A 16,175-nucleotide genomic window follows, 5' to 3' on the forward strand; every position below is an offset into this window, starting at 1 on the left:
GTGACGCGCCTGCAACGGAGTGCTCGATGTCCCTGAAACTGGCGGTGCTGGGCCTGCTCGATCTGGAACCCGGCTCGGGCTATGCGCTGCTGCAGCGCTTCCGAAGCTCGCTGGGCTTCTTCTGGCAGACCACGCATCAGCAGCTCTACAAGGAGTTGCACGGTCTGCACGAACAAGGGCTGGTGGACTGCGAGACGGTCAGCCAGGAAAGCCGGCCGGACAAGAAGGTCTATTCGCTGAGCGCGCGCGGCGCCGACGAACTGGATGCGCTGCTGGCCAAGGCGGCGAGCCCGACCAAGATCCGCGATCCGCTGCTGGTGAAGATCTTCTGCGGCCGGCGCCTGCAGCCGGAGGCCTTGCGCGCGGAAGTGGAAAGCCATCGCCTGGAGCACGAAAAGACGCTACAGCTGTACCGCGTGCTATACGAGCAGATGGGCAAGCTGCCAGCCGCTGTGCGCCAGCGCTATCACCATCCGCTGCTGACACTGAAGCTGGGCATTCGCTTCGAGGAGACGTGGCTGGCCTGGTGCGACGAGGTGATGGGCGAGCTGTAATCACTCAGCTTCGATCACCTGAGTGGCGGCTCACGGCGCACAACCGAGACGCGCCGCCCGGCATCGTGCTGGCATTCCCCGTCAACCTGAAGCCGGCGTGCACGCCGGGAGTCGACTCCTACCCTCTACTTCCGCGAGCCGGAAACGCTTGCGCGCTTTTTCTTCGTCGTCTTCTTTTTCGTGTTGCGCGGCAATTTCGCGACCAACTCCGGAAATCTTTCAGGACGAACATTGCCGTACAGGCTCAGACGAATCATTTCTCCGGAGAAGCGCTGCGCCATTTCCTCTCGGTCCTTTGCGGAGCGTGCGTGCGCTCGCACCCACACAGGCCACAGAAAGGCGCTGACGATCATCAGGACCGTGTGCACATCAATATCGATGCCCGGCTGAGCTGCGTCGGTCTCGGCAAATCGCTCGAACCGCTGTCGGTATTGCTTCCAGAACGGATCGCTCGCCGGGTTGGGAGAGCTGAGCACATGAAACATCCACGCCCTTCCCAACTCTGGATTGCGCATCGCAAATTGCGCCATATTGCCGATGACATGCTCCGGCATCATCGCCGTTTGCTCGTCTGGGGAAGCGGCCTTGCCGCGGCCTCGTTTGGGCGACACTACCGCAGGCTGATCACCAAATACGGCTTGGCACAACTGTTCGCTGACCCAACGGGTCGTCGCTTCCAGCAATTGTTCGCGTGACTGGAAGTGCTGATAGGCCGTGCCACGATTGACGCCGGCCATCTGCGCAACCTGCAGAACACTCAAACCCTCTGATCCGTCTCTCGCCAACAATTCGCCCGCGGCCTCAAGAATTCGCAGTCGCGTCCCGGCAGGATCGCGCCGTCGGCCCGACCCGCCTTCTGGGGTGTTATTCGCTTTCAAAATTTTGTCTCTCTGAAAAATGCGATACCGAATCAGTGCTGTTGCTCGATATCGTCAGAGTCTACATTCAATAATTTTGCAAAGGACAGGGCTGCTTACATTCAGATACTCAGGCAGACGTACTTGATCTCCAGATAGTCCTCGATGCCGTAGCGCGAGCCCTCACGACCGAGGCCGGACAGCTTGACGCCGCCGAACGGCGCCAGCTCGGTGGAGATCAGACCGGTGTTGACGCCGACGATGCCGGCTTCGATGCCTTCGGCCACCCGCCAGACGCGCCCCAGATCGCGCGCGTAGAAATAGGAGGCCAGGCCAAACGGCGTGTCGTTGGCCATCGCGATGGCATCGTCGTCGGTCTCGAAGCGGAAGACCGGCGCCACCGGGCCGAAGGTCTCCTCGCGTGCAATCAGCATCGACTGCGTGACGCCCGACAACACCGTCGGCGCGAAGAAGCGACCGCCGCGCGTATGCGGCTCGCCGCCGGTGACCACCGATGCGCCTTGCGATACGGCATCGGCAATGTGTTCGCGGACTTTTTTTACCGCCTTGTCGTCGATCAGCGGGCCGATCTCGGCGCCTTCTTCGGTGCCGGGCGCGACCTTCAGTTTGGCGGTCGCCGCCGCCAGCTTTTCGACAAACGCGTCATAGATACCGGCCTGCGCATAGATGCGATTGGCGCAGACGCAGGTCTGCCCCGCGTTACGGAACTTCGACTGGATTGCGCCGACGACAGCGGCATCGAGATCAGCGTCATCGAAGACGATGAACGGCGCGTTGCCGCCGAGTTCGAGGCTCAGCTTCTTGATCGACGGTGCACTTTGTTCGTAGAGCTTGGCGCCAACCTCGGTCGATCCGGTAAACGACAGCTTGCGCACCGTTTCGCTGGACGTCAGCACGTCACCGATTTCCGCGGCACTGCCGGTCACCACGTTGAACAAACCGTCCGGCAGGCCAGCCTCCTGCGCCAGCGCCGCCAGTGCCAAGGCGGTGAACGGCGTCTGCGACGCCGGCTTCAGAACCACGCCGCAACCAGCGGCGAGCGCCGGGCCGATCTTGCGCGTGATCATCGCCGCTGGAAAATTCCACGGCGTGATGGCGGCGACGACACCGATCGGCTGTTTGAGCACGACGATGCGTTTGTCGTCGGCATGGCTCGGTAGCACGTCGCCATAGACGCGCTTGGCTTCTTCGCCGAACCACTCGATGAAGCCGGCAGCATAGGCAATCTCACCACGCGCCTCGGCCAGCGGCTTGCCCTGCTCGCGCGTCAGCAGCGCCGCCAGTTCGTCCTGGCGCGCCATGATCAGATCGAAGTAGCGGCGCAGCACCGCCGCACGCTCCTTGGCCGGGCGCCGCGCCCATGACCCCATCGCCCGTTCCGCAGCATCGATCGCCTGCTGAGTCTGCGCACCGCTGCAGCGCGGCACACGGCCGATGCGCTCACCCGTCGCCGGATCATCGACATCGATCCATTGATCGGCCGTCACCCATTGGCCGTCGATCAGGCAGGCTTCGCGCATCAAATCCGTCATCGCTTGTTCCTCATCCAAAAATTCAGTTCAGTAAATTTATACAAACATCGCTGGCCGGCATCGCAGCTGAACGCGGCGTCTTGCGATTCACTGCTCGCCGCGGGGTCTGGCGATTGCCGCTCAACTCAGTCAGCGCACCGATCCATTGTGAACGCAGATGTACTGACAGTGCGCGGCACAAGACAACGAGATCGGAGCTGCCGGGCACCGCGTCAAATCGTACGGGGCGAAATGCGGGCAGCAAAAAGGGCGGCGCTGAGGCGCCGCCCTTGTTTCACGCGACTGAAGCTTCAGTTCTGCGAACCGACCTCGATGTCACCGCTGAAGCTGTGCAGATCGATGCGACCATCGCCGCTGCCGAGCGTCGTCGACAGGCTGTGGCGATCGTCGTCATTGTCGTCATCACTGTAGCGATTGCGCAGGTCGCCGCTGAAGGTCTTCATCGTCAGCTTGGCGTCCGGCGTCTTGTCGAAGCGCAGCTCGATGTCACCCGATAGCGTCTCGGCGCTGAGCTGCGCGCCCTTGTCGAGCCCCAGTTTCAGATCGAGATCGCCGGACACGCTCTGCAACTTCAGCGTCTTGAAGCTACCGCCCTGCAAAGACAGATTGCCGGACACCGTTTCCGCCGTCAGCTCACCTCGCAACCCTTTGGCTTTGAGATCCCCGCTGACGGAGTTGAGCGTGGTTTTGAATGACGGGGAATGCACATCGGCACTGTACGATGGCCCCTGTACGTTGACGTCGCCGCTGACGCTGCTTGCCTTGATCTGAGCACTGCTGACCGCCAAGGTCACATCGCCGCTGACGCTCTTGGCCGTGAGCGGACCGCCGACCTCGTTGACCTTGATGTCGGCGCTGACGCCGTTCAGATCCAAGGTCGCTCGGGTCGGCACGTTCAGCGTCAACTCGGTGTCGTCGATGCTGCCGTGATGGTTCTTCGGGTAGCGCACGACGACCTGCAGCGATTGCGCATCGCCGCTGATGTCGAGCTTCTCGACGTCGTCGCCGAGTTTGCCGCTGAGCTTGACCTCGTTGCGATCCCAGCCTTTGACGACGATGCTGCCGGCGGTATTGGTGACGCTGAGCTTGCCGTCGGCGGCCAGCGGACGCGTTTCGTCGATCGGCGTACTGGCGTAGACGGCGCCACTGATGCTGGCTGCGAGCAGCGCCGCCGCCACGGAAAAGGTGTGCAGAGTTTTCATCGCTTGGTGCTCCATCGAATTCGGGTATCGCTTCAGGTGGCCTGCGCCACCAGCATGCGGTGTAGTTCGTCGTTGCTTTGCTGCGTCGTCAACAGCAGCCGTCGCAACGAGGCGGAATGGGGGTCTTGCCGCAGCGCGCGGCGGATCTGTTGCTCGTAGTCGCGGGACAACTGCAGGTTGGCCTTGACCAGCGCACGGCTGCCCGGCACCGCGGTGAGGTCCGGCGCGTAGGCCACCTCCGGCGTCGCAGCCGAGGCACCGGCCGGCGATGACGTCGGCGCCGGCCGCAGCACCGCAAGACCGACCACCGCCGCCACACAGGCCGCGGCGGCCAGGCTCATCCAGCCATTGGCGCCCAGACGGCGGCGCGGCTTGAGGCGCGGCGCGATACCCGGCCACAGATCGCGGGCCGGCTCGACCTCACGGCTGAGCTGCTGCAGGCCGGCAATCGGCGTGTCGTCTTCCGCTTCGTCGTGTGCATTCATGACAGCCACTCTCTCATCAGTTTGCGAGCGCGATGCAACTGCGCCTTCGACGTGCCGACCGCAATCCCAGTCAGCTCGGCGATTTCCTCGTGGGCATAGCCTTCGACGTCATACAGCCACAGCACGGTGCGCGCGCCCTTCGGCAACTTCGCCAGCGCACGTTCCAGATCCAAGCGCTCGCCGACGCGCTGTTGCGGATGCTCGCCGGACTCCAGTCCGTCGCCGTCACCATCGACGCCGGCATCCTCGAACGTCACCCAACGCTTCAGCAGTCGGTATTCACCGAGCACCAGGTTCACGGTCAGACGATGCAGCCAGGTCGAGAACTGCGCGTCGCCGCGAAAGCTGCCGAGTTTTTCCCACGCGCGCACGAAAGCGTCCTGCGTGTACTGCTCGGCCTTGGCGCGGTCGCCGTCGACCAGGCGCACGCACAATCCGTGGATACGGGCCACGTGACGCCGGTAGAGCTGCTCGAAGGCCGGCGCGTCACCCTGCGCCGCGCGTACCGCCAAATCCTTGTCGTCCGCCTCGTCCACCGCGCTCCCCTCGCGCAAGCGGCCCATCGCCTGCGCCGGCAGCCTAGCACCGTCGCTGCGCCGCTCGCGTCGCGGCATCGCGCTCCACGCACCCCAGGTCATCGCATCCATGGCATTCGTCCCGTTCACGCCAGATAGATGCAGCGAACCGGCAAAGCGTTTAAAAATGGCGGCCCTTCGCTTTCAGGCACGACCATGCAGACCCTCAACGTGACGCGATCGGTGCTCGTCAGCAGCCTCGCCGGCTGGCGCGGCGCTATGGTCATGCGCCGCGCCCGGCGCCAGCCGGAACAACCGCTGCAACTCTACGAGTTCGAGGCCTGCCCGTACTGCCGGCTGCTGCGCGAGGCACTGACCGAGCTGGACCTCGACGTGCTCGTCTACCCCTGCCCGAAAGGCGGCACGCGCTTTCGCCCGCAGGCCGAGGCGCTCGGCGGCAAGGCGCAGTTCCCGTTGCTGGTCGACCCGAACACCGGCACGGTGCTTTACGAGTCGGCCGACATCATCGAATACCTGGCGCGCACCTACGACGGGCGCGTGCGCGGGGCGCGCGGCGTGATGCGCGAAATCAAGCTGGCCAGCTCGTCGCTGGCCAGCGCCGCCGGCGCCGGCCGCGGCTTGATGGCGCGTCCCTCCAAGCCCGCCGCCCAGCCGCTGGAGCTGTACAGCTTCGAATCGAGCCCGTATTCGCGCCTCGTGCGCGAGCGGCTCTGCGAGCTGGAGCTGCCGTATCTGCTGCACAACATGGGCAAGGGCGCGAAGACCGACATCGGCCCGCCGATCGTCCGTGACCGCTGGTTCAAGGCCGAGAAGGGCACGTCGCGCAACCGCCGCGCCCTGCTCGAACGGACCGCCCGCGTGCAGGTGCCGTATCTGATCGACCCGAATACCGGCGTCGAGATGTTCGAGTCGGCCGACATCCTCGCCTATCTGAATCAGACCTATGCCGCCTGACATGCCGCGACTTCGCCATGGCCGCTAGCGGGCTTGCGGTATTCGGCGCGGTGGCCGCTGCGCATGCGCTCGGCGTCGCCAGCCCCGGCCCGGACTTCGCCATCGTCGTGCGCCAGTCGCTCGCGCGTGGCCGCGCCGCCGGTCTGTGGACGGCCGCCGGCATCGGCAGCGGCATCTTTTTCCATGTTGCCTACGGCCTGTTCGGTCTCGCCTGGCTGACCCGCACGTTTCCGTGGGCGCTGTCGATCATCGCCCTGGCCGGCGCGGCGTTCCTGATCTGGATGGGCAGCAAGGCGCTGCGCGCACCGCCGGCGGCGGCCAGCGATGACGGCGAGCCGATACCCGTGCCCACCACCGCCGGCAGCGCCTGGCGCGACTACACGGCCGGGCTCGGCACCAATGTGCTGAACCCCAAGGCGACGCTGTTCTTCGTCGCCCTGTTCACGGCGGTGGTCAGCGGCCCGATCGCCACCTGGCTAATGGTCGTGCTGGCGCTGTGGCTGCCACTGACCACCTTCGCGTGGTTCGCAACCCTGGCCATGCTGCTGTCGCACGCTGGCCTGCGCCGCGCCCTGCGCCGTCACGCACAGCGCATCGACCAGGCGATGGGCGTGATCCTCGTTGCGCTCGGTTTGTTCGTGATCGTGCGGACCACGGCCGCCTGGTTCTATCGCTAGCCGTGCGGCGGCGATTGCTCAGCGCTGCGCCTCCAGCCATTCGAGCCGGCGCACCCAGCCCTGCCGCTTGTCCTCGGCAAGACCGGGCGTGTCGATCAGATGCTGAAGGCGGGCGCGGTCGGGCCGCGTCGTTGCTCTCAAGTCCCAGTATTCGCGCAGGCTGACCGGATCGGCCTGGCGATCGATCAATGTCAAGGTATCGCCGGCCCGGCAGCGACCCGCTTCGAGCACGCGGAAATACCAACCGGCCAAGCCGTGCTCGGCGACAAAGCGCGTCAGACCATCAACGCCGTAGCGCGCGTCGATCTTCCAGCACGGCGAGCGCGGCTGGTTGAGTTGCAGGCGCACGCTGCCGATCGCGAAGACATCGCCGATGCAAACGTCTTCCTCGGTCCAGTCCGCCGTCGTCAGGTTCTCGCCGATCGAACCGGGTATCAGTTTGGACGCGAGCGGTGGAAACGCGGCGGCGAAGCGCGCGTAGTTGCGCGCCGGAAACTGATGCACCGCCTTGTCCGGCCCGCCATGTACACGGCGGTCGGCTTGCGCATCGACGGTAATGCCCTCGACGCCGATCTCGACCTCACCGCTCACCGGCTGCTTGAAGATCCCCGTCGGCCGCCCGTCGTCCGGCATCGCCTGCACCGACCCGGCAAAAATCTGCGTCACGATCGTTTCCATGCCGCGAGTCTAGAAGCCCGCCGCATCGCCGTCACGCGATCACGAACGCCGCCCGGAAAGCGTCTAAATAGAAGTTCTGAAATAGAAGCCCTGAAGGCGCCGTCGCGAGCAGGCCGGAGTTCGCGTTGGCGACGCACAGCCGTACATGAGTACGGCGAGCATCGCCGGCGCGAAATCCGGACGCGCAGTAGGCGAATTCAGGGCTTCTTGGAGATGGCCCGCCAGAGCATCTCAAACAAAGGATTGGCCTGCGCCGTCAGCGATTCCTTCATGCCACGGTGCACATACATCTGCGCCAGGCGCATCAGCAGGCCGATGATGAAGTCGAGCACGAACTTCTCGTCGACCTCGTCGGTGATCACGCCTTTTTCGCGACCCTCATGCAGCACCTTGAGGAAGGTGCCGAACAGCTGCGGATTGTCGAAGTGCTCCTGCTTGCGCCAGGTGTTGACGTAGACCGAGCTCATCTGCAGTTGCACGAGCTTGGGGTTTTTCTCGAAGAAGTCGAGCGTCACCCAGAACACCTTGCGCAGACGCTCTTTGTAGTCCTCGATGCCTTGCAGGTGGTCGATCATGCGTGCGGTCAGCTTGCTGAGCCACACGTCCATGCTCGAAAACAGCAGCTCTTCCTTGCTGCCGTAGTACTTGTAAATGGTCTGCAGCGAGACGTTGGCCGCGCGCGCGACCTCGATCAGGCCAACCCGGTGAAACTCCCGGTCGGCGAAGACATCGAGCACGGCCTGCTCGATCCGAGCCTTGGTTGCCGCGTCGAGCTGCGCCCGGTCGCTCACCACCGCATCAGTGCGTCGCACAAAAAACTCCTTCAGTAACAGCGCTTACCGCCTCATCGAGCCGATCCATACGCCAGCGTATTGACCTCTGAAAGCCTGCTCGCTACAGTGGAATCGGAAAAATTTTCAGGACGCGCTCTGCGCCCTTTCCTGCGATCACCGACTGCAGGCTGAACCGATGGTAATTTTCGTTACCCATTGGCGCAAGTCGAACGAGGATCAGGCCCGGACCGTCCGCAACCCTTATTGATTGGAGAGGCTCATGTTCAGCGCACTGATGAAGTGGATGCAGGCCAACAAGATCCTGCCGCAGATTTCGGATACCGAGCGTCAGGCGCTCGAGGCCGGCTCGGTGTGGATCGACGGTCAGTTCTTTGCCGGCCAGGCGGATTTTGCAAAGATTCTCGCCGAACCCTACGGCCAGCTCACCGCCGAGGAACAGGCGTTCATCGACGGCCCCTGCGAAGAACTGCTGGCGATGTTCAATCGCTACGACATCCAGCGCACCAAGCGCATTCCCGACGAAGTCTTCGAGTTCGTGAAGAAGAACGGCTTCATGTCGTTCCTGATTCCGAAGCAGTACGGCGGCCTGCAGTTCTCGACGCTGGCGATCTCGACGATCATGGCCAAGCTGTCGGCGTACAACGGCGCGGTCGGCACCTTCGTCGTCATTCCGAACTCGCTGGGCGCCGCCGAGCTGATCAAGCACTACGGCACGCAGCAGCAGAAGGACGACTATCTGCCGAAGCTGGCGACCGGCGAGTACGTGCCGTGCTTCGGCCTGACCGAGCCGACCGCCGGCTCCGACGCCGCCAGCATCAAGGCTGAAGGCCTGGTGTTCCGCGATAGCGACGGCGAGCTGAAGCTCAAGCTCAACTTCCGCAAGCGCTACATCACGCTGGCGCCGCTAGCGAATCTGGCGACCATCGCCTGCCGCGTGCACGACCCGGACAACCTGCTCGGCAAGGGCGAGGACGTCGGCATCACCTGCGTGCTGTTGCACAAGGGCACGCCGGGCTTCAGCAATGGCGATCATCACGACCCGATCGGCGATCCGTTCTACAACGGCCCGTTGATCGGCAAGGACGTGGTGGTGCCGGTCGGCAACATCATCGGCGGCGCCGATTACGCCGGCCAGGGTTGGCGCATGCTGATGGAACAGCTCGCCGGCGGCCGCATGGTCTCGCTGCCGGCCGGCGCGATCGGCAATGCCCGCGTCGCCGCGGCGATGACCGGTGCGTACTCGACGGTGCGCCAGCAGTTCGGCATCTCGATCGGCCAGATGGAAGGCATCGAGGACAAGGTCGGCAAGATGGCGGCGCTGTCGTACATGCTCGAAGGCGCGCGCATCTTCGGCTGCACCGCCGTCGACAACGGCATCCAGCCGCCGGTGGTGTCGTCGGTGATGAAGGCCTACACCACCGAGATCGGGCGGCAGCTCGTGACCGACGGCATGGATGTGTTCTCCGGCGCCGGTGTAATGCAGGGTCCGAACAACATCCTCGGCGCGATGTACAAGTCGGCGCCGGTGTCGATCACCGTCGAAGGCGCGAACATCATGACGCGCACGCTGATGATCTTCGGCCAGGGCGCGACGCGCTGCCATCCGTACGCGCTGAACGTGGTGCACGCGGTCGAAAACAGCGATGTGCCGAAGTTCCGCAAGAACCTGCTCGGCTGGATCGGCCACTTCATCGGCGGCCTGTTCCGCGCCGAGTGGCACTTCCTGACGCGCGGCGCGTTTGTGAAGGTGCCGGACGTGGCGCCGGAAACGCGCAAGTACTACAAGCGCCTCGGCTGGACGGCGGCGCGCTACGGCGTGCTGACCGATCTGGCGATGTTCGCGATCGGCGGCAAGCTCAAGGCGCGTGGCAAGCTGACTGGCCGCTACGCCGATGCGCTGGCCTGGCAGATTCTCGCGCTCGGCGCCCTGCGTCGCTACGAAGCCGAAGGCCGCAAGACCGAAGACCTGCCGCTGGTGCAGTACGCCTGCGAATACGCGCTGGCGCAGGTGCAGGACGCCTATGTCGGCATCTACCAGAACTTCGACGGCCCGATGGGCGCGTGGATGAAGACGGTCGGCGTGTTCGAGGCACGTCTGAACCCGGTCGGCGCGATGCCCAAGGACGATCTGTCGGTGCGCGCCGCGCGCACCATTCAGCACTACACGCCGCAGTACGAGCGCCTCGCCGCCAACGTCTTCATGCCGAAGAACGAGGAATTCGGCATGGCACGTCTGTTCAAGGCGTTCAAGCTGGTCAGCGCCACGCAGACCGCCTACGACACCGTTGCCAAGGCACAGCGTGCGCGCAAGCTGCCGCGCGGCTACACGCCGGCCGACATCGCCGACGAGGCCGTCAAGGCCGGCGTCATCAGTGCCGAGCAGGCGCAGGCGCTGAAGGACGCGCAGGCCGCGCGCCTGGCCGCGATCGAGGTCGACGCGTTCAAGCCGGAGCAGTACTTCGCGGAAGTGACGCCGGCCGACGGCATCGAGTACAAGATGGCCGTCAACAGCTGATCGACTCCCGTCGCGCCCAAGCCCGCCTGTGCATGATGCAGGCGGGCTTTTTTGTGTTCGGTCATGCTCGCCGGCCGCCCTGCAGGGCGGCGCGATCAGATGTCAGAATTTCGTGCGGGAATCGCTTCACGACAAGATCCATCGAGGAGACCTCATGTCCAATCCGCTGCTTGCCGGCGTGCGCGTGCTCGACCTGTCGCGCCTGCTGCCGGGACCGTTCTGCACGCTCTATCTCGGACAGCTCGGCGCCGAGATCGTGAAGATCGAGGAGCCCGGCGGCGAGTACGGTCGCACGCTGTCGCCGGAGCTGTTCGCGCTCGTCAATCGCAACAAGCGTTCGCTGACGCTGGACCTGCGCAAGCCCGAAGGCGTCGCCGTCTTGCGGCGGCTGGTCGCCGACGCCGACGTGCTGATCGAGTCGTTCCGGCCCGGCGTCATGGATCGTCTCGGCTGCGGTTACGACGCATTGAAAGCCCTCAATCCACGGCTGGTCTATGCATCGCTGACCGGCTACGGCCAGAGCGGCCCGTACCGCGACCGCGCCGGTCACGACATGAACTATTGCGCCTACGCCGGCGCGCTCGACCAGATCGGCAATGCCGCCGGCCCGGCGCTGTCGAACACGCAGATCGCCGACCTGGCCGGCGGCGCGCTGACCTGCGCGATCGGCATCCTCGCGGCACTGCACGGCGCGCGCGCGTCCGGTCACGGTTGCTTCGTCGACAGTGCGATGCTCGACGGCACGCTGGCCCTGCAAGTGGCGGCGCTGACCTCGCTGCGCGAGCGCGGCCGGACCTTGCCGCGCGGCGCCGACATGCTGACCGGCGCGCTACCGAACTACCGCCTCTACGAGTGCGCGGACGGCCGGTGGTTCGCACTCGGCGCGCTCGAACCGAAGTTCTGGACGGCGTTTTGTGCCGCCGCCGGTCATCCGGAGCTGGCGGCGCGCGACCACGACCTCAAGGCATTGCACGAACAGACGGCAGCGTTATTCAAGACCCGCAGCCGCGACGAATGGGAGACGCTGCTGGCGCCGCACGACGCCTGCACCAGCGGCATCTACACACTCGAAGAAGCGCTGGCCAACGAGCAGGTGCGCGCACGTGGTCTGGTCGACGACAGCGACGGCAAGCCGGCGATCGGCATGCCGCTGCAATTCGTCGATGCCCGCCCGGCGCCCGGCCGCGCGGCGCCGGCGGCCGGCGCCGATACCGACGACGTACTGCGCGCACTCGGACTCGACGACGGCGCGCTGGCGCAGCTGCGCCAGGCCGGTGCCTGCTGAAACGTCAGCGGCAAGCCGCGACAACTCAGGCGCCGGTCGGCGGCTGCCAGAGCTCCACCTTGTTGCCTTCCGGATCCATGACCCAGCCGAAGATGCCGAACTCGGACTCCTCGGCCGCGTCCAGCACCTCGCAGCCTTCGGCACGCAGCAGCTCCAACAGCCCGTGCAGATCGGCAACGCGATAGTTGACCATGAACGGCGCCGTACTCGGCGCGAAGTTGCCGCCGTCGCCGACCGACCAGACAGTCGTGCCGTTTGCCGGGTCGCCCGCCCCGTCGCCCCAGCGAAACACCGCCCCGCCCCAGGACTGCACATCGATACCGAGATGCCTGCGGTACCAGGCGCCCAAGGCTGCCGGGTCTCTGGCCCGCAGGAAAATACCGCCCACACCGATGACTCGATTCATGATGCCCCCGTCACGCCGTCGTTGTGCGACACCCGCACCGAGCATAAGCCGTAACAGCTGACGCAGGCTCGTTACGGCGACTTGAACGTGATCCGCTGCAGAATCGACAACCGCGCCTGCAATTGCGCGGCGCTGTCCGCAACGACCCAGAGATGCGCAACGTCGCAGCGTTGTCCCAAGACTTCGACGAGCCGATAGACCGACGATCCCGCCGCCCTCACGGCGCGACCGCCCACAGCAGAGTCGCGGCGTGTCCGCGATACGGGCGCCAGGCTTCGGATTGGGTGCGCAGGGCGCGGGCACTGTCGGCGCCGGCGGCGCGCAGCAGACCGATGTCCTGTTCGGGGAAGGCGTCGAGATCACGGCCGAGGCGGATCGCGAGGTAGGCACGCGTCCATGGGCCGAAGCCGGGCTGTTGCGCGAGGCGCGCATCGAGTACCGGCCAGCCGGCATCGAGATCAAGCGCGTCCTCCGCGACCGCGTTCGCCAACGCGACGATCGCGGCAACGCGGCGGCCCGGCATGCCGATTCCCGTCAGGTCGGCGCGCCGTACGGCGGCCGGGGTCAGCGTGCCGCAGCGGGCGACCAAGCGCGCCATCAGCGTTCGTGCCGCGGCAACCGTGACCTGCTGACCGATCAGCGTGCGCACGCAGAGCTCGAACGGCGACCAGCAGCCGAGCGGACGAAAGCCGGGGCAGCGCTCGATGCGCGCGGCGAACAAGGCATGCTGCGCCAGCGCCGCTTCGACCGCACGGCCGTCGTACTGCGGCTGGAACAAGCGCTCGACGTGGCGCGCGGCCGCAAGCGGTGCCAGCCCGCCGGCCCCGACGCAGAGCCGCCGGCTCGGTGCGTCGTAGGTGACCTGCACCTGCGCGTGACCGTCGTAGCGCCGATAGCAGCCGTCTTCGATCGACTCCAGGCCTTCGGTCAATCGGGTGGCCAGGTAGTCGAGCAGCGCCCGCCACGGAAACGGCGGGCGGACGGCGATCGTGAAATAGGCGATGTCAGGCGCGGCGGCGCTCTCACTCGCCGTCACGATGCGCACGCTCGGTATCGATCAAGGTGCGCTTGCGCGCCAGGCCCCAGCGATAGCCGGCCAGGGCGCCATCGCCGCGGATGACGCGGTGACAGGGAATCAGCAGGGCCACCTTGTTGGTCGCACAGGCGCGGGCGACGGCGCGTACCGCGTTCGGCCTGCCGAGCGCCTGCGCGACTTCGGTATACGAACGCAGCTCGCCGTACGGAATCGTCTGCAGGTAGTTCCAGACTTCGAGCTGGAATGCCGTGCCGCGCGTGTGCAGTGGCAGATCGAGGCGCGGACGACGACCCTGCAGATGCTCGCCGAGACGCTGCATCCAGTCGCCAAACAGGCCCGCCTGCTCGGCCGCCATCGGCGCGATGCGTGCGGCCGGATATTCGTCGCGCAGCGCCGCAAGCAGTGCCGCGGCGGCGTCACCGAACTGCAAGAAGCAGATGCCGCGATCGCTGGCGCCGATCAGGACCGGACCGAGCGGCGTGTCGCCGTGTGCATAGGAGATCGCAACGCCCTGCCCTCCGGCGCGGTATTCGGCCGGCGTCATGCCGAGCCGGGTGTCGATCTTCTCGTAGACGCGACTGGTCGAGCCGTAGCCGGCACCGTAGATCGCGTCGCTGACCGACGGCGAGCTGCGCAGCTCGCGGCGCAGCGTGCCGAGCCGGCAGGCATCGGCATATTGCTTGGGCGTAACGCCGACCACCGCCTTGAAGCGGCGCTGGAAATGAAAAGGACTCAGGCCGGCACCTGCCGCGAGCGAGGCCAGCGACAGCCGCTCATCGGCATGCGCTTCGATATGTCGGCAAGCCTCGGCGATGCGCGCGGCCTCATCGGCAGGGGGCGCCGGGTCCGGCGGGGTCGCTTGGTGATCGGGAGCGTGCATATTCATCTTCCGCGTTCAGTGTAGGCGAGCACCTTAGGCCCTGCCCCGGACCGCCGAAATCCGGATCTTGCGCGCGCTCAGCCGGCCGCGATGACGACGCGATCGCGGCCGCCTTGCTTGGCGGCGTACATCGCCGCGTCGGCCCGTTCCAGCCAGCGATCGATACGCTCGCCGTCGCGACGTGCGGCGACGCCGACGCTGAGCGTCAGCGGTGCACCGTCCGGCCCCAGCGCCAGTGCGTGCACGTCGGCGCGCAAGGCTTCGGCCCATGCGGCTGCGTCTTCCTGTGTGCAGTCATACAACGCGACGACGAATTCCTCGCCGCCGTAGCGCGCGGCGAGATCGCCGCGACGCAGCCGCGCCTGCAGTGCGGCGCCGATGTGGCGCAGGGCCTCGTCACCCTGCGCATGCCCATAACGATCGTTGAGGGCCTTGAAATGATCGATGTCGAGATAGAGCACGACGTCGGCCGGTTCGGCGTCCAGCAATTCGCGCCAGCCGCGACGGTTGTAGAGGCCGGTCAGCGGATCGGCGACGGCCTGACGCCGCGCCAGCTCCAGCGCGGCCTGAAGCGCGAATGCCCGATCGCCGAGGCCGAACATCAGCACGAACGATTCGAACAGCCCCGCCGACAACTGGCCGTAATCGCCGAACGGCGTGCCCGGCCGCAAGGCGACGACGCCGGCCGATTCCAGGGCGGTGATCGTCAGCAGCGGCGCCCAGCCAATGAGGAAGAAACCGGCATAGCGCGAGCCGCGCCACCAGGCCCAGGCGGCGGTGAACAACAGCAAGGGACCGGTCAACACCAGCAGCGGATTGATCAAATGGCGCATGAAGCCGCGAATGCTGTCGTCGAACTGTGTGGCCAGCGTCGGCAGCAACACCAGCCAGCCGGCGCCGAGCACCGCCCAGCGCAGCCGCGGAGCATAACGACGCAGATCAGCAAAGCCGCTGAGAAAGACTGTCGCGGCCCAGACGGCGACGCCGGTCGCCAGCCGCCCCCACCACTGCGGGTCGGCGGTGAACAGCGACGCCGGCAGCGGCGAGAACGCCAGACCGCTGATGAGGTAGAACAAGAATGTATAGCTGCCCAGATACAGCGCATAGGCGAAGAACACCGGCTCGCGCAGCATCGCGCCGGCCGGCAGCGCCAACAGCGCGAACGCGAACATCGTCGCCAGCAGGCAGCCACTGATCAGCGTCGCCGTCGTATCGCGCAACGACAACTGCGACGGCGTCAGCAGGGCGAACGCCGGATGCGAATCGAGCTCGCCGTGAGGCCACAGCCGTAGCACGATGCCTCCATCGCGGCGGGCGTCGGCATCGATGGCGTAAACCAGGCCACCGAGCACATGCCAGGTGCCGGGCTGACGACCATCGCTCCAGCGGCGTCGGTCGATCTCGCGCCCATCGACGTTGCGCGAAATCGCACCGTAGCCAGGCTGCTCGATGACCAGCAATCGGTCGCCGTCCGGCCAGCGTCCGGCAATCGGGCGGACGCGCAGCCAGCTGCCGTCGCCGCTACGCGGCAACAAGGTGTCGGCGCCATACGGCTGCCAACCCGACGGCGCCGGTGACGCGGCGATCGTCGCGGCCTGCCAGTCGACCTGCAGCGACGGCTCCGACGCCGGCGTCAGCGCGCGCGGCGCATGGGCGAGCACCCAGACGTAAATCACGACGATCAGGCCGGCAACGCCGAGCGCTGCGAGCGCCGGCCAGGTCGGCATACCGGAGCGGCGCAACCGGCTCATGCGCGGCATGCA

At 66.0% G+C, this 16,175-nt stretch carries 16 protein-coding genes; 5 read left to right on the plus strand and 11 right to left on the minus strand.

What is annotated here, in order from left to right; genetic code table 11:
• Positions 1-26 precede the first annotated feature (26 nt).
• The gene (locus G7Y82_RS16040; protein WP_168149156.1) at positions 27-554 is read left to right on the plus strand and encodes a PadR family transcriptional regulator; all 528 of its coding nucleotides are present in this window, start codon (positions 27-29) and stop codon (positions 552-554) included.
• Positions 555-679: 125 nt separating this feature from the next.
• Here G7Y82_RS16040 and G7Y82_RS16045 read toward each other — a convergent pair whose 3' ends face one another.
• The 5 genes from G7Y82_RS16045 to G7Y82_RS16065 all read right to left on the minus strand — a co-directional run bounded on the left by G7Y82_RS16045 (position 680) and on the right by G7Y82_RS16065 (position 5,298).
• On the minus strand, positions 680-1,432 hold the full coding sequence (locus tag G7Y82_RS16045; protein ID WP_168149157.1) for a TetR/AcrR family transcriptional regulator: 753 nt from the start codon (positions 1,430-1,432) through the stop codon (positions 680-682).
• 101 nt (positions 1,433-1,533) lie between these two features.
• Positions 1,534-2,964, minus strand: coding sequence for an NAD-dependent succinate-semialdehyde dehydrogenase (locus tag G7Y82_RS16050; RefSeq protein ID WP_168149158.1), 1,431 nt, complete (start codon positions 2,962-2,964; stop codon positions 1,534-1,536).
• 290 nt (positions 2,965-3,254) lie between these two features.
• A complete protein-coding gene (locus tag G7Y82_RS16055; RefSeq protein WP_168149159.1) occupies positions 3,255-4,166 on the minus strand; it encodes a DUF4097 family beta strand repeat-containing protein in 912 nt (303 codons plus the stop codon).
• A 32-nt stretch (positions 4,167-4,198) separates the two neighbouring features.
• Positions 4,199-4,651, minus strand: coding sequence for a hypothetical protein (locus G7Y82_RS16060; RefSeq protein ID WP_168149160.1), 453 nt, complete (start codon positions 4,649-4,651; stop codon positions 4,199-4,201).
• Positions 4,648-5,298, minus strand: a complete 651-nt coding sequence (locus G7Y82_RS16065) for an RNA polymerase sigma factor (protein WP_240954357.1) — start codon at positions 5,296-5,298, stop codon at positions 4,648-4,650. Before G7Y82_RS16065 ends, G7Y82_RS16060 begins: the two co-directional genes overlap by 4 nt.
• 84 nt (positions 5,299-5,382) lie before the next feature.
• Here G7Y82_RS16065 and G7Y82_RS16070 point away from each other — a divergent pair, with 84 nt between their 5' ends.
• On the plus strand, positions 5,383-6,141 hold the full coding sequence (locus G7Y82_RS16070; RefSeq protein WP_168149161.1) for a glutathione S-transferase N-terminal domain-containing protein: 759 nt from the start codon (positions 5,383-5,385) through the stop codon (positions 6,139-6,141).
• A gap of 17 nt (positions 6,142-6,158) precedes the next feature.
• Complete coding sequence (locus tag G7Y82_RS16075) at positions 6,159-6,818, plus strand: LysE family translocator (protein WP_168149162.1); 660 nt, start codon at positions 6,159-6,161, stop codon at positions 6,816-6,818.
• Between the two features lie 18 nt (positions 6,819-6,836).
• Here G7Y82_RS16075 and G7Y82_RS16080 read toward each other — a convergent pair whose 3' ends face one another.
• Positions 6,837-7,484, minus strand: coding sequence for an MOSC domain-containing protein (locus tag G7Y82_RS16080; RefSeq protein ID WP_366515685.1), 648 nt, complete (start codon positions 7,482-7,484; stop codon positions 6,837-6,839).
• 209 nt (positions 7,485-7,693) lie between these two features.
• Positions 7,694-8,308, minus strand: a complete 615-nt coding sequence (locus G7Y82_RS21745) for a TetR/AcrR family transcriptional regulator (RefSeq protein ID WP_366515686.1) — start codon at positions 8,306-8,308, stop codon at positions 7,694-7,696.
• A gap of 241 nt (positions 8,309-8,549) precedes the next feature.
• Here G7Y82_RS21745 and G7Y82_RS16090 point away from each other — a divergent pair, with 241 nt between their 5' ends.
• Both G7Y82_RS16090 and G7Y82_RS16095 read left to right on the plus strand, forming a co-directional pair.
• Entirely contained in the window at positions 8,550-10,805 is a 2,256-nt protein-coding gene (locus G7Y82_RS16090; protein WP_168149164.1) for an acyl-CoA dehydrogenase, read from the plus strand.
• A 154-nt stretch (positions 10,806-10,959) separates the two neighbouring features.
• A complete protein-coding gene (locus tag G7Y82_RS16095; RefSeq protein ID WP_168149165.1) occupies positions 10,960-12,090 on the plus strand; it encodes a CaiB/BaiF CoA transferase family protein in 1,131 nt (376 codons plus the stop codon).
• 25 nt (positions 12,091-12,115) lie between these two features.
• Here G7Y82_RS16095 and G7Y82_RS16100 read toward each other — a convergent pair whose 3' ends face one another.
• From G7Y82_RS16100 to G7Y82_RS16115, 4 genes are all read right to left on the minus strand, one after another.
• Positions 12,116-12,496, minus strand: a complete 381-nt coding sequence (locus G7Y82_RS16100) for a VOC family protein (protein ID WP_168149166.1) — start codon at positions 12,494-12,496, stop codon at positions 12,116-12,118.
• Between the two features lie 217 nt (positions 12,497-12,713).
• A complete protein-coding gene (locus G7Y82_RS21930) occupies positions 12,714-13,541 on the minus strand; it encodes a DNA-3-methyladenine glycosylase family protein (RefSeq protein WP_366515687.1) in 828 nt (275 codons plus the stop codon).
• Positions 13,519-14,418: a bifunctional transcriptional activator/DNA repair enzyme AdaA gene (locus G7Y82_RS16110; RefSeq protein WP_206370771.1), complete on the minus strand. Its 900-nt coding sequence runs from the start codon at positions 14,416-14,418 to the stop codon at positions 13,519-13,521. The genes G7Y82_RS21930 and G7Y82_RS16110 overlap by 23 nt, the downstream gene beginning before the upstream one ends.
• 71 nt (positions 14,419-14,489) lie before the next feature.
• The gene (locus G7Y82_RS16115; RefSeq protein WP_168149167.1) at positions 14,490-16,163 is read right to left on the minus strand and encodes a GGDEF domain-containing protein; all 1,674 of its coding nucleotides are present in this window, start codon (positions 16,161-16,163) and stop codon (positions 14,490-14,492) included.
• Positions 16,164-16,175 lie beyond the last annotated feature (12 nt).

Source organism: Solimonas marina, from assembly GCF_012241385.1.
GTDB lineage: Bacteria > Pseudomonadota > Gammaproteobacteria > Nevskiales > Nevskiaceae > Solimonas > Solimonas marina.

Coding starts and splice junctions, on each gene's coding strand:
- G7Y82_RS16040 (WP_168149156.1), top strand. CDS start 27: ATGTCCCTGAAACTGGCGGTGCTGGGCCTGCTCGATCTGGAACCCGGC.
- G7Y82_RS16050 (WP_168149158.1), bottom strand. CDS start 2,964: ATGACGGATTTGATGCGCGAAGCCTGCCTGATCGACGGCCAATGGGTG.
- G7Y82_RS16055 (WP_168149159.1), bottom strand. CDS start 4,166: ATGAAAACTCTGCACACCTTTTCCGTGGCGGCGGCGCTGCTCGCAGCC.
- G7Y82_RS16060 (WP_168149160.1), bottom strand. CDS start 4,651: ATGAATGCACACGACGAAGCGGAAGACGACACGCCGATTGCCGGCCTG.
- G7Y82_RS16065 (WP_240954357.1), bottom strand. CDS start 5,298: ATGGATGCGATGACCTGGGGTGCGTGGAGCGCGATGCCGCGACGCGAG.
- G7Y82_RS16070 (WP_168149161.1), top strand. CDS start 5,383: ATGCAGACCCTCAACGTGACGCGATCGGTGCTCGTCAGCAGCCTCGCC.
- G7Y82_RS16075 (WP_168149162.1), top strand. CDS start 6,159: ATGGCCGCTAGCGGGCTTGCGGTATTCGGCGCGGTGGCCGCTGCGCAT.
- G7Y82_RS16090 (WP_168149164.1), top strand. CDS start 8,550: ATGTTCAGCGCACTGATGAAGTGGATGCAGGCCAACAAGATCCTGCCG.
- G7Y82_RS16095 (WP_168149165.1), top strand. CDS start 10,960: ATGTCCAATCCGCTGCTTGCCGGCGTGCGCGTGCTCGACCTGTCGCGC.
- G7Y82_RS16100 (WP_168149166.1), bottom strand. CDS start 12,496: ATGAATCGAGTCATCGGTGTGGGCGGTATTTTCCTGCGGGCCAGAGAC.
- G7Y82_RS16110 (WP_206370771.1), bottom strand. CDS start 14,418: ATGAATATGCACGCTCCCGATCACCAAGCGACCCCGCCGGACCCGGCG.
- G7Y82_RS16115 (WP_168149167.1), bottom strand. CDS start 16,163: ATGAGCCGGTTGCGCCGCTCCGGTATGCCGACCTGGCCGGCGCTCGCA.